Origin of the sequence: Clostridium sardiniense, assembly GCF_050584765.1 — a bacterium.
GTDB lineage: Bacteria > Bacillota > Clostridia > Clostridiales > Clostridiaceae > Clostridium > Clostridium sardiniense_A.
Genome location: NZ_JBNOOR010000002.1, coordinates 871,283 through 887,669 on the forward strand (window position 1 = coordinate 871,283; position 16,387 = coordinate 887,669).

The following is a 16,387-nucleotide window of genomic DNA, read 5'->3' on the forward strand; positions in this document are numbered from 1 at the left end:
TTCCATTAAACCACCTATATATTTTTCTAATTATAAAAAAAGAAAGATTAGCTCTATCTAATCTTTCTTTATATGTATTATAGATTCTTTTCTCTTATAATAATTTTAGCAGCCTCTTCAGCCATATCTCCTGTAAATCTCACACACTGATCCTTATGTTCTGGTGAACCCATAACTAATCCTTTAGTCAAAATTCTACAACAAGTCACTCTATTAGCTTCCCTAAACTTATCATGTAACTCTTTAGATAATTGAAGTGTCTTGTCTACTTCCTTTCCACCAGCTTCACTTCTACCAAACATCATTCCAATTGCCATAACAGCTCCTGCTAATGCTCCACATGTACATCCTGATCTTCCTATTCCAACTGGAAATCCTGATGCAAACTTAACAACATCATCACTTAGTTCTGGCATGAACTCGTCTTTTAAAGTTTTAACTATAGCCTCTGAGCAAAAGAAACTACCTACTCTATAATAATTTTCAGCAGTTTCTCTAATTCTTTTAATATCTTCATTAGTCAAACTAAATCCCTCCTTAATTATATACATTATAATTTTAACATATATAATTAAAAGCCTTAGTTATTCTCTACAAATTTAACATTTCTTTTAGTTTCACCACTTAGTTTTCCTAATAGCTTGTCTATACTAACTATAATAAATGCCATACCTATAAATGCTATAACTAAAAATACTAGATAATTTAAAAATTCAGCAAATGTTATAGTATTTAGATCTAAAAACGGATATGGATATGATCCTATAATATTTCCTATAAATAACGCTCCAAATAAATATACTATAGGAAATATAATCCACATGCCAATATCTTTATAATTATAGCTTCCTTTTCTACTTAAAAGTAACCAATCTAAAATAAAGGCAATTGGTGAAAATCCATGTAGTATATAACTTTGAATCTTCTCTATTCCGTGCTGATTCCAAGCTGAATTTAAAACAAAGAAAAATACTATTCCTGCTATGCATATATAAAGTGTTATTGCACCTCTTACACTATCTTTATTTAAGAATTGTATTCTTTCTCCTAAAAAAGCTTTATTTATAAACCAAAGTATTACTAATATGTTACTATACTCTGTAAAATATGAGAAAAATCCTAGGACCCTTCCCGTATATGTTGGTATTTCACTAACTAACATTTGGTTAGTAAATGATCCTAATATAGCTAATAATATAATAATTCCAGCTATTCCTCTCCAAATTTTATGTACTTTATTCATTTGTTCACCTCGTATTGTTTAACTCTCTTTATAATTATATAAACTTTATTTTGACTGTCAAACATTTTAGCAATTAAACTGTATTATAGGATTTCATTTAAACTATTATAAGAAAAAGAAAGTAATTACTATCAAAATAGTAATTACTTTCTTTTCCTAAAACTTAATGGACATATAGCAATCCAATAGTAAGAGGTCCCATTATAGTAATCAAAATATTACCTACTGCGTAGGAAGGTGTATAACTTAAAGCAAATATACTACTTCCATTTTCTTCAGTTATAGCATTTAATGCAGCTGTTATTGTACCTGCACCACAAAGTGAACCAATTATATCTACGGGTTCTAATTTTAGTGCATATTTTCCAAAGTACAATGAAAGTACATGTGGAATTAGGCATACTAATATACCTATTATTAATACTGCAAATCCCATTGATTTTAATGCAGGAACAAATGCACTTCCGGCTTGTAATCCAACTACAGCAATAAATAAATTTAAACCTACACTCTTTAAGAACCAACGTGTTGATGATGGTATTTCTCCAAAACGTGGATGTTTATTTTGATACCATCCAAATAATAAACCTGAGAATAGTGCTCCACCACCACTTCCAAGAGTTAATGGAACATCATGAATTGTTAATGCTAGTGTTCCTATTAAAACACCTACTATAATCCCAAATGTTAAATAACTAACATCTGTTGAGGTACCATTATCTTTAACATATCCAAATTCTTTTATTATTTTAGATATAGCATGTTTAGGTCCTATAAGTGTTAATATATCTCCATTTCTCATTTCTGTTTCGTCTTCTAATTTTTTTCCGTTTCTTTTAACTGACTCTAACATAATGTTATTGCTATATAAGTCTTTTAAATTTTTTATATTGAATTCTTTAGTTAACATTATTTCTGACTTTTCTAAAGACACATTCATATACTTTTCATCAGATGTTTCTGATAAGCCATCAGTTGCAGCTTCTACAATATCTGTGAGATTACCTATTACAGTAATATAATCACCTGAAACTATAGCTGTACTTTGATCAAAATTAGTGTCTTCACCATTTTTAAATATCTTTTCAAAAGTCACTTTATTTTTAAAGCTCTTTTCAATATCAAATACTGATTTACCTACATATGATGAACCTTCATTAACTAAAAAGGAACGCATCTTTATATTATTAACTATGCTTGAATTATCTGATGCATCTCCCTTAAAATGAATCTTTTCAATCATCCTTTTTGTTTCTTCTTTTAGGTTTACTCCTAAAAGCATAGGTGCAATATTTTTCAAGAATATAAGTATCCCAACTGTTCCAAAAACATATGTTATTGCATATGCAATTGCAACTTTAGATTCCATAGCTGCTTTTGTAGCAGCTGTTGCATTAAGTCCATTTATAGCTGATGCTGATGTTCCTATAACAGCTGACTGTGTAAGGGATCCTGCAATTATACCAGCACCTTCCCCTGCATCTACGTGGAATACTTTGAAACAAACCATAGCAACTATAAAAGCAACTACACTAAAAAATACTGAGTGAATAACCAGTTTCACACCTGATTTTTTTAGACTATTTATAAAAGCTGGTCCAACTTCATATCCTATTGTGAATATGAAAAAGCTAAAGAATATATTTTTCACTATTGGTGATATGTGAAACACTCCAAACTGTCCTACAATTAATCCAATTATAAGTGTTCCAACAGTTGAACCTAAGCTAAATGACTTATACTTGAGCTTACCTATTAAGTACCCAAGTGCTAAGCAAAAGAATATTGCTACACTTGGATTCTTTTCTAAAAAATCAATAATCACATTCATATTAAATCACCTTCTGCACTTAATTAATATTTTTATTCTACAGATTATTTTTGTTTCTTATAGTCACTGTAATATTCAGAAAGTAATTCTAATACTTGTTTTGCTATTTTCTTATATGCTTCATCTGGTAAATTAGCTTCAGATACTCTTAAAGTTCCAGGTGTTGCTCCAAAGCCTACCCCTTCCATTAATACTACTCCATTCTTTTCTGCTAATTTTAATAGAAAATCAATTGGTTCAAATCCATTTTCTAAGTATTTTCTAAAGTCGCTATTATAGTGACCTTCTGCTAGAGCATATATATCTATTAATGAATAGTATTTTGCATTTTCCTTGCTATTATCTTCATCAATTCCTAATGTAGAGAATAAATCATGATATCTTGAAGATACTAATTTTTTAGAACTTTCAATATATTGGTCTTTTTCTTTTGTAATTAAAGCTGTTGATGCAAATAACGCCATCATAACTTGTTGAGGTGTAGATAATCCTGATGTATGATAAAGTCCAATTGAACGACTATCTGCAACTAAACGATCTATGAATTTTAATTTACGTGGTTCTAAGGTTACAAGTCCATACCTTGCATCAAGTTTCTTTAATTCTTCTTCTGGAAGTTTTTCTATTAAGCTATCAAATACATTTTCTTCATTTGCAGCTATTAAACCAATTCTCCATCCTGTTGCTCCATATAATTTTGAGAATGAATATACAAGTAAAGTATTATGTGGTGCAACACTATATATTGTTTGGAATCCATTTACAAATGTTCCGTAAACATCGTCAGTTATAATAATTAAATCCTTACGTTTTTGAACAACCTTAGCTATTGCATCTAGAGCTTGCTTATCTAATGCTTTTGATCCTGGATTTGAAGGATTTACAAAAAATAATGCTTTAATACTTTCATCTTCTAGTTTTGCTAATTCATCTGGTGATATAACCCATTTATTTTCTTCTTTAGATCTTAAATCTATCTCTACCATTTCATAATCATCAAGCTCTGGAATTTGTAAGTATGGTGTAAATATTGGTGTATTAATTGCAATTTTATCTCCAGCCTTTATTAATTTATTTTCTTTAAGTGAATTAAAGATATAGCAAATTGCAGCTGTTCCACCTTCTGTTGGGAATACTGATGTTTTATCTTTAAGGTCTACTCCATTATATAATTCCTTTTGTAGATACATATTTAAAATCTTTTCTATATTAACTAAGCAACGACTTGGAACTGGATAGTTATTAGCAATGGCTCCGTCAACTAACTCTTTTACTAATTGATCTCCGTCTATACCTAATTCATTTGTATAATATTCAATTATATTTTTTAAGAACTTATCTATATCTTTACTATCATCTAAGAATGATTCAAATCTTTCTCTAATTCCATCTAAGATTGTATAACCAGCTAAATTTCCATCATGCATTGTCCTTTGAGATTCTAATACTCCAAATTCGACAATTCTTGCAAAAGCTAATCTTGCCTCAGTATTAATCCAATTAGGATTTCCTCTTCCTGCATTTAAGAACACATTATGCTTTTCATTATTTTTAGCAAGCTTTAACATATCATTGCTGACTTCAAATGCTCCTAGACTTTCTAATTTCTTTTCCTCTTCTCTTGTAATCATATTGATCACTCCTTTTAATATTTAAAATATCTCCCCTCATTTAAATATTAATTTTATAGATATACTTCTTGCCCATAAATACATACTTTTAATATCAATTTCCAACTACTATATTAACTATAGTAATAATTTTTAAAAGCTTTTCATTATACATATCTTGTAATTAATAACCATTAATTTGATAAATATTATATTTTTTCCTGAATGATTTTACAGCCTACACTTATCATTCTGTCTTTTTCTTCATTTTTTGTAATTTTTGAATAATTATGTTTATATTTTGTGAAATATTCAAATTTATTTAATCTTCTTATATCTATATGTATTATATAACTCACTATAATCCTATGCTTAAATTCCATATACTACATATATAAACGCTTTTAACGAACCTAATATATCAATTAATTATATTAAATTAATCTGCTATATATATTCATAAATCTTCTACTTAATAAAAAAAGACTAGAGAATTATATCTCTAATCTTTTGTAATATTCACTTTATTTTTTATCCTTCAACTTCTTAATCATATCCCTAAGTTCAGCTGCTCTTTCAAATTGAAGATTCTTTGAAGCATCCATCATTTCGTCTGTATACTCTTTAATTAGTTTTTCTCTTTCCTTCTTCGTAAGCTTCTTAGGTTGATTTTCTATTTCGTACTTAGTCTCTTCTTCTGCTACCTTTGTTGCCTCAATTACTTCTCTTACATCTTTCATAATTGTTTGAGGCGTAATATTATGTTCTTCATTATATGCTTCTTGAATAACTCTTCTTCTTTCAGTCTCTTTAATAGCTCTGTCCATCGAACCTGTTATTCTATCTGCATACATTATAACCTTACTTTCTGAGTTTCTTGCAGCTCTTCCTATTGTTTGAATAAGTGAGGTTTCTGATCTTAAGAAACCTTCTTTATCTGCATCTAATATTGCAACTAACGCAACTTCTGGGATATCTAAACCTTCTCTTAAAAGATTGATTCCAACTAATACATCAAACTTACCAATTCTTAAATCTCTTATAATTCTCATTCTTTCAAGAGTATCTATATCAGAGTGCATGTAAGTAGTTTTTACTCCAAGTTCTGTTAGATATTTTGTTAAATCTTCTGCCATCTTCTTAGTTAAAGTTGTTATAAGAGTTCTAAAACCTCGTTTTGTTGTTTCTCCTATTTCTCCGTATAAATCATCTATTTGACCATTAACTGGCTTTATAATTATTTGTGGATCTAACAATCCTGTAGGTCTTATAATCTGCTCTGCAATAACAGTTGCATGTTCTTCTTCATATTTCGCTGGTGTTGCACTTACAAAGACAACTTGATTTATTTTCTTTTCAAACTCTTGGAATTTTAAAGGTCTATTATCATATGCACATGGAAGTCTAAATCCATATTCAACTAATGAATCTTTTCTTGATCTATCACCTGCATACATTGCTCTAACCTGTGGAAGTGTTACGTGACTTTCATCAATAAACATTAAATATTCATCTGCTGGGAAGTAATCAAGTAGTGTTTTAGGCGGAGTTCCTGGGGCTCTTCCATCTAATATTCTAGAGTAATTCTCTATACCACTACAGTATCCCATCTCTCTTATCATTTCTATATCAAAGTTAGTTCTTTGTCTTAACCTCTGAGCTTCCAATAATTTATCCTCAGCATTTAAAACTCTTAATCTCTCTTCAAGCTCTTCTTCAATTACTGAAATTGATCTTTCTAATACTTCTTTTGAAGCAGCAAAGTGAGATGCTGGATATATTTGAGCATGATTTCTTTCCCCAAGTATTTTTCCTGTTAAAACATCAAACTCTCTTATTCTATCAATCTCATCTCCAAAGAATTCAACTCTTATTCCTTTATTTGAAGATGATGCTGGAATAATATCTAAGGAATCTCCTCTAACTCTAAATGTTCCTCTTGAGAAATCAATATCATTTCGTTCATATTGAATTTCTATAAGTTTCTTTATTATCTCATCTCTATCTTTTTGCATTCCAGTTCTAAGACTTATTGTAAGTTTCTTATATTCATCTGGGTTACCAAGACCATATATACATGATACAGATGCAACTATAATAACATCTTTTCTTTCAAAAAGTGCTGATGTAGCTGAGTGACGAAGCTTATCTATCTCATCATTTATTGAAGCATCCTTTTCTATAAATGTATCTGTTTGTGGCACATAAGCTTCTGGCTGATAGTAATCATAGTAAGAAACGAAATATTCTACTATACTATCTGGAAAAAACTCTTTAAATTCTGAGCAAAGTTGTGCTGCTAGAGTTTTATTATGTGCTAATATAATAGTTGGTTTTTGAGTTCTTTCTATTATATTTGCCATAGTAAATGTCTTTCCTGATCCAGTAACTCCTAAAAGAGTCTGAAATTCATTACCTGCATTTATAGACTCTACTAATTTATCTATAGCTTTCGGTTGGTCTCCCGTAGGCTTAAATTTAGACTTTATCTTAAATTCTCCCATTATTTCACCTCAATTTCATGTATAATATAAATTTCAAAGTATATCATACCTCATTAATTCTTTACTAAATTCAATCTTATTTATACATTATCCCAAAATTTATTCTTTTGCAAATAGTATTTGTTTTGCTAAAATATCTTGTAATATAAAGAAGCTTCCTATATCTATTTTTATTAATTAAAGTAATAAAAATTATATATAGGAAACCTCTTGATTCTAATTATGAGCTTTTTTGTTCATCTTTTAATTTTTCTAATATTTCATTTATTCTTTTCTTATTTATTTCTATCTTTTTGTCTTCATCTACAAATCTAGGTACAAGAAGCATTCCTGCCCCTTTTCCTTTTCCAACCTGTACTTTCTTTTTACTTTCTGATTTACTCTTTATTTCAAGTTCTACATCGAAATGATTATCCTTCAAAGCTTGGTATATTTGTTTCTCACTTTCTATATACTTGCCTTCAATAGATATTATCCTATCTCCAACCTTTATACCAGCCAAATAAGCTTTTGAAAACGGTACAACCTCTAACACACAGATACTATGCTCATCACTATAAAAAATAGGCTCTTTTTTATCTTCCATCTTTCTTTCAAATCTAATAATAACTCCATAAAGTAATGGCACTAATATTATTGCTATTATTTTACCTGCTAGTCCAATTTCTGCTATGACAGATATTAAAGATATAACAATACCATAAATAACAATGTATATTCCTGAACTTATGCTTTTTCCTTTCTTCGTCTTAGTGAATGTCGCTGCATTATAACTCACCAATCCAAACAAAGGTATCATGGCTAATATAGCAGTGCTTATTAAATTTAAGGTGCTACTGTTTGAAAGTATAGGCCACCATCCTGGTGTACTTATATTGTTATTAATTATATCTGAATTCATATTACTAGATAATGCTATAAACAAAGTAATTGGTATTGCCCAAGACCTATTTAGAACATATCCACCAATTAATCTATTATTCTTTTTAGAAAAAGCAGGTATTGCACCTTTACTTCCATCAATCATAATAAGCAATCCTTGAATTATATGTATAACTCCAATAACTATTATAAGTGACGATATATCTAATTTTAAGAAATCACTACTATCTCCACCTATATTAAAATATGTAACTATTATACTTAAAGCCCCAATAATTCCTCCTGCATATGCAAAGCTAGTTAATTTTGTTTTAAAGAAGATTGGTATTATTGATATAATAAACAGTAATTCAATTCCTGAGTTCTCTTTAAATACTACTCCTAATATGCTAAGCATTAAACTTGCAAAGATTCCTCCAATTAATCCTAATGTTATTTGGGATAATGTAAGTTCTAGGGGAGAGTTAATACTCTCCCCTGTAACCATTTTTTGCATAAAAGCAAGTTTTTTGTTTTTCAAATAAAACATTACGCCAAGTATAACTAAAAATAATAATAGAGAAGGTTCGACAATTATATATGCTAGTGACCTTAATGTGTGTAAAACTAAATCCATTGCTCCTCCTAAATCAACTACTTATTTATTTTGTTATCTATGACCTCCAAAGCTTTCTTAAGTTGATTATCTTTATCTTTACTGTAAGGCTTATTTAAAAGCTCTTTAGGAATTTCAACAACTACATCTGGCTTTATTCCTTTATGATGAATATTTTCTCCATTTGGAGTGTAGTACTTTGATATAGTAACTTTTAAAGCACTTCCATCCTCAAACTGAACTGGTGCCTGAACTATTCCTTTACCGAAAGTATTAGTTCCTACTATAGTTGCAACCTTATAATCTCTTAAAGCACCTGTAACAACCTCTGAAGCGCTTGCACTTCCTCCATCAACAAGAACAACTAATGGCATACCTTCAGCTATTCCTCCTTTTGAAACTTCTTCAGTTTTATTATCATATTTATCTACTGTATATGTTATTAGTTTACCCTTAGGAATGAATTGTGATGCAACTCCAACTGCTTCTGACAGATATCCACCTGGATTTCCTCTTAAATCCAATATCATTCCCTTCATTCCTTTTGCTTTTAGAGCTTCTATTTCCTTTTTAAAATCTTCTGTAACATTAGCATTGAATGATGTAATTTGAATATATCCTACATCTTTTTGAATCATTTCACCCTTTACTGAATCAGTCTTTATAGTGTCTCTAATAACTTTAACATCAAATGGTTCCTTATTTCCTCTTTGAATAGTCAATGTTATTTCTTCTTTCTTTTTACCAGTAATTAGAGATGTTGCTTTTTCTACATCAGCTCCAACCTTTTCACCATTTACTGCAATTATGACATCATCACTCTTAATTCCAGATTTCGCAGCTGGTGATCCATCTATAGGTGATATCACAGTTACTTTGCCATCTTTAACACCCACATAAACACCTATTCCCATATATTCACCTGAATTTTGTTCATTAAACTTTTTAAACTCATTCTTATTCATATAGACTGTATATGGATCGCCCAAAGAATTTACCATACCTTTTATAGCACCTTCTAGCGCTACTTCATCATTAATTTCACCATCATAATTTTTTACTAATGCATCCCTAACTTCAAATAATTCTTTATACTTATCTACGTCGTTAAATTCTTTAAATGTACTATTTACTTTAGAATTTGTTGATGCAAGTACCATACCCTTTGTTGCAAAAATATTCCCTACATAAAAACTTCCCAAACACAAACAAACAACAAAAAGCACTCCTACTATTATGTAGACCAACCTCTTGTTGTTTTTATTACTATTTTGCTTCATTAAAACAACATCCTTTCTAAACTCTCAATGCTATATAATTAAATAGTATAAAGCATAATACCCAATTTTTCCATATTAAACTAAACTCAGTAGGAATAAATTCCTACTGAGTTTATCATAGTTATATTCTATTCAATTTAATAAATTTTATACTATTAAGAATTTTCTTAATGAAGCGTAACTTGAAACTCCTCCAATTATTAATCCGCCTAAAGCAAATTGCCATAATAATGTTGTTCCTACATAACTTACTGGTACTAATGAAACATATAGCATCTTACCAGCTATCCAGCTAACAGCTCCGTTATATAATAAGGCTACTAATCCAATTGATAGTAAAGAACCTATAAGCCCTATTATCATACCTTCGATTATAAATGGCCATCTGATAAACCAATCTGTAGCACCTACGAATTTCATTATACCAACTTCTCTTCTTCTTGAGTAAACTGTTAGTTTTGTTGTATTCATTATTAAGAATACTGCAACCCCAACTAGTATAACAAATAGTACTCCACCAATTACTTTAACACCATTTACAACCTTAGTTATTGTATTTATAAGGTCTTGTTGATTACCTATGCTTTCAACTCCTGCTAAGCTTTGAACTGCATCAGTTACTGATTTAGCATAGCTTGCATCATCTAATTTAACTACAAATGATGCTGGGAATGGATTTTTATCTAGGCTATACCCTTCTAATAATCCCTTATTGTCCTTTGTGCTTTCTTGGAAGTTTTTAAAAGCTTCTTCTTTTGATTCGTAATGTATATCCTTAACTCCTGGAAGTTCATTTAATTTAATTTCTACTTCTCTTTGTTCAATTAACTTAATGTCATCTTTTAAGAATACCTTAAGTTCCACTTTTGATTGAACATCATTAAGTGCTAATCCTACGTTCTTACTCATAAGTACAAATATACCTAACACGAAGAATGTAATAAGTACTGTAATAATTGAAGCAAAACAAATTGTCTTATTTCTTTTTAAACTTTTAAAAGCATCAGAAATAAAATGATTTACTGTATTAATTTTCATCGTTGTACCTACCTTTCTTCTCGTCTCTTACAATTTCTCCTTTTTCAATAGCTATAACTCTCTTTTTCATGTCATTAACTATTTCTTGAGCATGCGTTGCCATAAGAACTGTTGTACCTGCTTTATTTATATCATCTAATAATCCCATTATTTCTTTTGCTGTTTCAGGGTCTAAGTTTCCTGTAGGCTCATCAGCAATTAGAACTGTTGGATTATTAACTATAGCTCTAGCTAGTGATACTCTTTGTTGCTCCCCTCCTGATAATTCATGTGGGAACATCTTATACTTATGTGATAACCCAACTAATGATAATACCATTGGAACTCTTCTTCTGATTTCCTTTGGAGTAGCTTCAACTACTTTCATAGCAAATGCTACATTTTCATAAACATTTAAGTTAGGTATTAATCTAAAATCTTGGAACACCATTCCTATTTTTCTTCTATAGTAAGGCGTTTGCTTTCTTTTTATTTCTGATAAATCTTTTCCAGCTACTATTAATTGTCCTGAACTAGGATCTATCTCTTTTAATATCATTTTTATAAAAGTTGATTTACCAGCTCCAGATGGTCCAACTAAAAATACGAATTCTCCTGACTCTATTTCTAAGTTAACATCTGATAGAGCTTTTACATTATTATCGTAAATTTTAGATACATTCTTAAATTCTATCATCTCTAAACACTCCTTATAGATTTGGACTCACTCCATAAACCCCTTGTCCATTATACAAAATCATTATATCACATGTCTTACGACATATAATATAAGATTTTATTAAGTTTTTAATATTATTCCCAAATACGACAAAACACTTTATCATATTTTGTAATATTATGGATGATAAAGTTCTGTAAATCCTTCTCCTAAAACTTCATGAACTTCTCCAACAGTAATAAATGCTTTACTATCAACTTCCTTAATGTGATTTTTCAGCTTTATGAACTCATTTCTATTTAATACTGTATATATTATAAAGCTCTCTTTTTTAGTGAATCCACCAACGCCTTTTACGCAAGTGCACCCTCTTTCAAGCTCATCTAAAATAAATTTGCTTATTTTTTCAGTATGTTCACTTATTATAATTATTTGTTTACAAGCGTTAAATCCTTCGATAAATTTATCAACTGTAATACCAAGTATAATTACACTTAACATTGAATAGAATCCTAAATCTAATCCAAATACATAAGCCCCTGAAAGTGTAATTATAAGATCTACTATTAAAAGTGCTTTACCAATATCCATATGACTAAATTTATTAAGTAATTTTGCTAATATGTCTGTACCTCCTGTTGAGGCATTTTTATTAAATACTAATGCCATCCCAAAAGCAGAAATTAAAGTTCCAAAAACAGTTGCTATTACTAAATCTTTTGTTATTGCAAATGGATTTAAAAATCTCTCTATAATCCACATTACTAATGATAAAACTAAACTTGCATATATCGTTCTTCCCCCAAAGTTTCCACCAATAAACATAAATGCAACTCCAAATAATATTACATTTATAATTAATGTAATGATTCCAACTCCAATTGAAGGGAAGAAATCATTTATAACAATTGCGAGCCCAGTAACTCCACCTGCAGCTAATTCATTTGGCGCAAAGAAATACTCTACAGAAATAGCAACAAGAATAATTCCAAAAGTTATTAATGCATATTCTTTTATTGTACCTTTTTTCATATTAACACCCCAATTTATATAGTTTTATTTATGATATTATCTTTCCTAATTTAAGAGATACTATTCTATATCGCCAAAGCCTTTCCCTAAAACGTCATGAGCTTCATTTACTATAACAAAAGCATCTGGTTCATTATCACTTATAAACTTTCTTATTTTCATAAGCTGAGACCTTCCAACAACACAGTATAGAACATCTTTTTCTTTATCTGTGTATCCTCCTTTCCCTCTGAAGACAGTGCATCCTCTATCAATGTCTTTAATTATGTACTCTTTTAATATATCTATCTTTTCTGTAAATATCACTACCTGATGACATGTATTAAAACCTGATATTACCTTATCTATAACAATTCCATTTAATAAAACACAAATGGATGCATATATACCCTTTTCAACACCAAAAGTTACAGCACTTAATAATACAACTATAATATCAACCATTTGCATCCCTTTTCCCATATCAATATGGAAAAATTTATTTAAAATTTTTGCTATTATATCAGTCCCACCTGTTGATGCATTTTGAGTAAATACTATTCCAAGTCCTATTCCTAATAAAACTGTTCCAGCTATAGTTGCAAGCATAGGATTGTCCGGAATCCCCACTGGCTTAATAAAGCTTTCTGAGAACCAATTTATAAAGGATAACCCCATTGCTGCATAAATTGTCTTTCCTCCAAAGCCTTTACCTATAAATATAAACGCAATTATAAATAAAAATATATTCATAATCGCCATTAATGTTCCAAGATTAGCACCTGGTATATAATGATTAACTACTAATGCAATACCAGTAACTCCGCCTCCTGTTATGTTATTTGGGACATAAAAAAACTGAATGGCTATTCCCACTAGTATTATCCCTATCGTTATTATCCCATACTCTTTAATTTTCCCTTTCATTTTTACCTCCTATTTTTATAGTAAAATTATTATTTTTTATAAAAAATAACAGTATAGTACCCCTACTATACTGTTATATCATATTTAAACTTTATTTATAACAAATTTTGCTATTATTTTTTACAATTTATTGCTTTTTTCGCTTTTTCAGCTATATCCTTAGCTGTTAATCCATAAGCTTCTAATAAATCATTTGGTTTTCCGCTTTCACCAAATTTATCTTGAACACCAACTTTTAATACTGGTACTGGATATTCTTCAGTTAAAACTTCTGATACAGCTGATCCTAAACCACCTATAACACTGTGTTCTTCAGCAGTTACTAAAGCACCTGTTTCTTTAGCAGCTTTAACTAATAACTCTCTATCTATTGGCTTAATTGTATGTATGTTAATTACTCTAGCTGATATTCCATCTTTAGATAGCATTTCTGCTGCTTCTAAAGCTGCATCAACCATTATACCAGTAGCAACTATTGTTAGATCATTACCTTCTTTTAAAGTAACACCTTTTCCAAGTTCAAATTTATAAGTGTCTTTATCATTTATTACATTTACAGCAGCTCTACCAAGTCTTACGTAACAAGGTCCATCTATTTCTGCAATAGCCTTTATTACTGCATCAGTTTCAACAGCATCAGCTGGGTTTATAACTGTCATATTTGGTATACTTCTCATTAATGATAAATCTTCAATTGCTTGGTGAGATGCACCATCTTCTCCAACAGTTAATCCTGCATGAGTTGCACAAACTTTTACATTTAATCTTGGGTAACAGATTGAGTTTCTTATTTGTTCGAAAGCTCTTCCAGCTGCAAACATTGCAAAAGTACTTACATAAGGAATTTTTCCGCAAGTTGACATACCAGCAGCTACTCCCATCATGTTAGCTTCAGCTATTCCCATATTAAAGAATCTTTCTGGCGCAACAGCCTTAAAGTCTGCAGTTTTTGTTGATTTTGAAAGGTCAGCATCTAATACAACTACGTTTTTGTTCATTGATGCTAAATCTTTTAATGCTTTTCCATATGCTTCTCTTGTTGCGATCTTATTACTCATATTATTCTTCCCCTCCAATTTCTTTTAAAGCTTCTTCACATTGCTCTTTACTTGGAGCTGTTCCATGCCAGCTTGCTTGATTTTCCATAAATGAAACACCTTTTCCTTTTACAGTTTTACAAACTATAGCTGTTGGCTGTCCTTTATGATTCTTAGCTTTTTCAATTGCTTCTAAAATTTCATCATAGTTATGTCCGTCTATAACTAATACATTCCATCCGAAAGCTTCGAATTTCTTATCTATTGGAGAAGGATTCATTACTTTTGTAATATCTCCATCAATTTGTAGACCATTGAAATCTATAAATATTGTTAAATTATCTAATTTATAATGAGCTCCTGCCATAGCAGCTTCCCAAACTTGACCTTCTTCTAATTCACCATCTCCAAGTAATGAATAAACTCTATAATTTTTATCATCAGTTTTTCCAGCTAAAGCCATACCTACAGCTGCTGATATTCCTTGACCTAATGAACCTGTTGACATATCAATTCCTGGTAGATCATTCATGTTAGGGTGTCCTTGAAGATTTGATCCAATTTTTCTTAGTGTGCTTAATTCTTTAGGATCAAAGAAACCTCTTCTTGCTAGAGCACTATATAATACTGGTGCTGCATGACCCTTTGATAAAACAAATCTATCTCTATCTTCCATTTTAGGATTTTTTGGGTCTATGTTCATTTCATTAAAGAACAATGTAGTTACGATGTCAGTTGCAGATAATGATCCGCCTGGATGTCCTGAAGCTGATTCTGTTAGCATTGATACTATATCTTTTCTTATAATTTTAGCTATATCCATTAGCTCTTGTTTATTCTTTTTCATTTCATATCCTCCCAGTTTAATTTAACATTTTATAGATTTAGTTTTTCCGTTATTTACAGATTTTATTTTACCACACAATTTATTCTTTGTATACACTATAATATACGCTATTTCCTAATAGTATTGCACATTTGCCCATATAGAGTATACTATTTCTAATAGTGTATCATTTTTCGATATTTATCTTGGTTTTTCTTTAATTTAATAAATATTATAAAACAATAAAAGCTACGCCAATGTAAACATTTGCGTAGCTTATTTAAAAAATTTTTTTAAATTAAATTTAGACTTATCAGTAAAGCCTTATTAACTTTTTTCATATCTTCTTCAGTCATATGTCCTATTTTTTCTTTTAATCTTCTCTTATCTAAAGTTCTAACCTGCTCTAATAAAACAACAGAATCTCTGTTTAAACCATATTCTTCCGAAGATATTTCAACATGAGTAGGTAATTTTGCTTTATTAATTTGAGATGTTATAGCCGCAATAATAACAGTTGGACTATACCTATTACCTATATCATTTTGAACAATTATCACAGGTCTTATGCCACCTTGCTCCGATCCTATAACCGGGCTTAAATCGGCATAAAATATATCGCCTCTTTTTACTACCATAGTCGTCATAAGAATTATCACTCTCCGCAAAGCCATGTCTCATAATCATTAACATCAACTAGTTCATGTTCTGTCATCAAAGCTAACTGTAAATTTAGAAAAGCCATTTCTTGATAACCTTTTTTCATAAGCTTCTCTGTTTCCTTACTAATTTCTCTATCTATATATACTATTAGATTATCACTATTATATTTACAATTATTTTTTTCTAGATACATTTTTTCTAATTCCTTTTGACATGACATGATAATTCCTCCCTATTTACCAAAGAGTTTTTATGTATATTTAAATTATATATAAAAATATG

Annotated in this window: 15 protein-coding genes; all 15 read right to left on the bottom strand. The window is 29.9% G+C overall.

Annotated elements, in window-relative coordinates; all coding sequences use genetic code 11:
- Positions 1 to 77: 77 nt before the first annotated feature.
- The 15 genes from ACQPUW_RS13675 to ACQPUW_RS13745 all read right to left on the bottom strand — a co-directional run bounded on the left by ACQPUW_RS13675 (position 78) and on the right by ACQPUW_RS13745 (position 16,325).
- Positions 78 to 524, bottom strand: a complete 447-nt coding sequence (locus ACQPUW_RS13675) for a C-GCAxxG-C-C family (seleno)protein (RefSeq protein WP_430838054.1) — start codon at positions 522 to 524, stop codon at positions 78 to 80.
- Positions 525 to 580: 56 nt separating this feature from the next.
- The gene (locus ACQPUW_RS13680; RefSeq protein WP_430838055.1) at positions 581 to 1,243 is read right to left on the bottom strand and encodes a Pr6Pr family membrane protein; all 663 of its coding nucleotides are present in this window, start codon (positions 1,241 to 1,243) and stop codon (positions 581 to 583) included.
- Positions 1,244 to 1,406: 163 nt separating this feature from the next.
- Positions 1,407 to 3,074 (bottom strand): aspartate-alanine antiporter, encoded by a 1,668-nt coding sequence (aspT, locus tag ACQPUW_RS13685; protein WP_430838056.1) that lies wholly within the window; start codon positions 3,072 to 3,074, stop codon positions 1,407 to 1,409.
- Positions 3,075 to 3,118: 44 nt separating this feature from the next.
- Complete coding sequence (locus ACQPUW_RS13690; protein ID WP_430838057.1) at positions 3,119 to 4,705, bottom strand: bifunctional aspartate transaminase/aspartate 4-decarboxylase; 1,587 nt, start codon at positions 4,703 to 4,705, stop codon at positions 3,119 to 3,121.
- Between the two features lie 503 nt (positions 4,706 to 5,208).
- A complete protein-coding gene (uvrB, locus tag ACQPUW_RS13695; protein ID WP_430838058.1) occupies positions 5,209 to 7,188 on the bottom strand; it encodes an excinuclease ABC subunit UvrB in 1,980 nt (659 codons plus the stop codon).
- 220 nt (positions 7,189 to 7,408) lie between these two features.
- The gene (locus ACQPUW_RS13700) at positions 7,409 to 8,686 is read right to left on the bottom strand and encodes a PDZ domain-containing protein (RefSeq protein WP_430838059.1); all 1,278 of its coding nucleotides are present in this window, start codon (positions 8,684 to 8,686) and stop codon (positions 7,409 to 7,411) included.
- Positions 8,687 to 8,703: 17 nt separating this feature from the next.
- Complete coding sequence (locus ACQPUW_RS13705) at positions 8,704 to 9,945, bottom strand: S41 family peptidase (RefSeq protein WP_430838060.1); 1,242 nt, start codon at positions 9,943 to 9,945, stop codon at positions 8,704 to 8,706.
- 147 nt (positions 9,946 to 10,092) lie between these two features.
- The gene (gene ftsX, locus ACQPUW_RS13710) at positions 10,093 to 10,983 is read right to left on the bottom strand and encodes a permease-like cell division protein FtsX (protein WP_430838061.1); all 891 of its coding nucleotides are present in this window, start codon (positions 10,981 to 10,983) and stop codon (positions 10,093 to 10,095) included.
- Positions 10,973 to 11,659, bottom strand: a complete 687-nt coding sequence (gene ftsE, locus ACQPUW_RS13715; protein WP_430838062.1) for a cell division ATP-binding protein FtsE — start codon at positions 11,657 to 11,659, stop codon at positions 10,973 to 10,975. Before ftsE ends, ftsX begins: the two co-directional genes overlap by 11 nt.
- A 159-nt stretch (positions 11,660 to 11,818) precedes the next feature.
- Positions 11,819 to 12,673 carry a YitT family protein gene (locus ACQPUW_RS13720; protein WP_430838063.1) on the bottom strand — a complete coding sequence of 285 codons (855 nt, stop codon included), beginning with the start codon at positions 12,671 to 12,673 and terminating at the stop codon, positions 11,819 to 11,821.
- Between the two features lie 60 nt (positions 12,674 to 12,733).
- The gene (locus ACQPUW_RS13725) at positions 12,734 to 13,579 is read right to left on the bottom strand and encodes a YitT family protein (RefSeq protein WP_430838064.1); all 846 of its coding nucleotides are present in this window, start codon (positions 13,577 to 13,579) and stop codon (positions 12,734 to 12,736) included.
- A gap of 113 nt (positions 13,580 to 13,692) precedes the next feature.
- Positions 13,693 to 14,637 (bottom strand): transketolase family protein, encoded by a 945-nt coding sequence (locus tag ACQPUW_RS13730; protein ID WP_430838065.1) that lies wholly within the window; start codon positions 14,635 to 14,637, stop codon positions 13,693 to 13,695.
- Between the two features lies 1 nt (position 14,638).
- The gene (locus tag ACQPUW_RS13735; RefSeq protein WP_430838066.1) at positions 14,639 to 15,463 is read right to left on the bottom strand and encodes a transketolase; all 825 of its coding nucleotides are present in this window, start codon (positions 15,461 to 15,463) and stop codon (positions 14,639 to 14,641) included.
- A 272-nt stretch (positions 15,464 to 15,735) separates the two neighbouring features.
- The gene (locus ACQPUW_RS13740) at positions 15,736 to 16,089 is read right to left on the bottom strand and encodes a type II toxin-antitoxin system PemK/MazF family toxin (RefSeq protein WP_430838097.1); all 354 of its coding nucleotides are present in this window, start codon (positions 16,087 to 16,089) and stop codon (positions 15,736 to 15,738) included.
- 8 nt (positions 16,090 to 16,097) lie between these two features.
- On the bottom strand, positions 16,098 to 16,325 hold the full coding sequence (locus ACQPUW_RS13745) for a hypothetical protein (RefSeq protein ID WP_204594043.1): 228 nt from the start codon (positions 16,323 to 16,325) through the stop codon (positions 16,098 to 16,100).
- Between the last annotated feature and the right edge of the window lie 62 nt (positions 16,326 to 16,387).

Excerpts from the sequence above, each read along its gene's own strand:
- ACQPUW_RS13735 (WP_430838066.1), bottom strand. The coding sequence starts at position 15,463 with ATGAAAAAGAATAAACAAGAGCTAATGGATATAGCTAAAATTATAAGA.
- ACQPUW_RS13745 (WP_204594043.1), bottom strand. The coding sequence starts at position 16,325 with ATGTCATGTCAAAAGGAATTAGAAAAAATGTATCTAGAAAAAAATAAT.
- ACQPUW_RS13740 (WP_430838097.1), bottom strand. The coding sequence starts at position 16,089 with ATGACGACTATGGTAGTAAAAAGAGGCGATATATTTTATGCCGATTTA.
- ACQPUW_RS13725 (WP_430838064.1), bottom strand. The coding sequence starts at position 13,579 with ATGAAAGGGAAAATTAAAGAGTATGGGATAATAACGATAGGGATAATA.
- ACQPUW_RS13700 (WP_430838059.1), bottom strand. The coding sequence starts at position 8,686 with ATGGATTTAGTTTTACACACATTAAGGTCACTAGCATATATAATTGTC.
- uvrB (WP_430838058.1), bottom strand. The coding sequence starts at position 7,188 with ATGGGAGAATTTAAGATAAAGTCTAAATTTAAGCCTACGGGAGACCAA.
- aspT (WP_430838056.1), bottom strand. The coding sequence starts at position 3,074 with ATGAATGTGATTATTGATTTTTTAGAAAAGAATCCAAGTGTAGCAATA.
- ACQPUW_RS13730 (WP_430838065.1), bottom strand. The coding sequence starts at position 14,637 with ATGAGTAATAAGATCGCAACAAGAGAAGCATATGGAAAAGCATTAAAA.
- ACQPUW_RS13720 (WP_430838063.1), bottom strand. The coding sequence starts at position 12,673 with ATGAAAAAAGGTACAATAAAAGAATATGCATTAATAACTTTTGGAATT.
- ACQPUW_RS13680 (WP_430838055.1), bottom strand. The coding sequence starts at position 1,243 with ATGAATAAAGTACATAAAATTTGGAGAGGAATAGCTGGAATTATTATA.
- ftsX (WP_430838061.1), bottom strand. The coding sequence starts at position 10,983 with ATGAAAATTAATACAGTAAATCATTTTATTTCTGATGCTTTTAAAAGT.
- ACQPUW_RS13705 (WP_430838060.1), bottom strand. The coding sequence starts at position 9,945 with ATGAAGCAAAATAGTAATAAAAACAACAAGAGGTTGGTCTACATAATA.
- ftsE (WP_430838062.1), bottom strand. The coding sequence starts at position 11,659 with ATGATAGAATTTAAGAATGTATCTAAAATTTACGATAATAATGTAAAA.
- ACQPUW_RS13690 (WP_430838057.1), bottom strand. The coding sequence starts at position 4,705 with ATGATTACAAGAGAAGAGGAAAAGAAATTAGAAAGTCTAGGAGCATTT.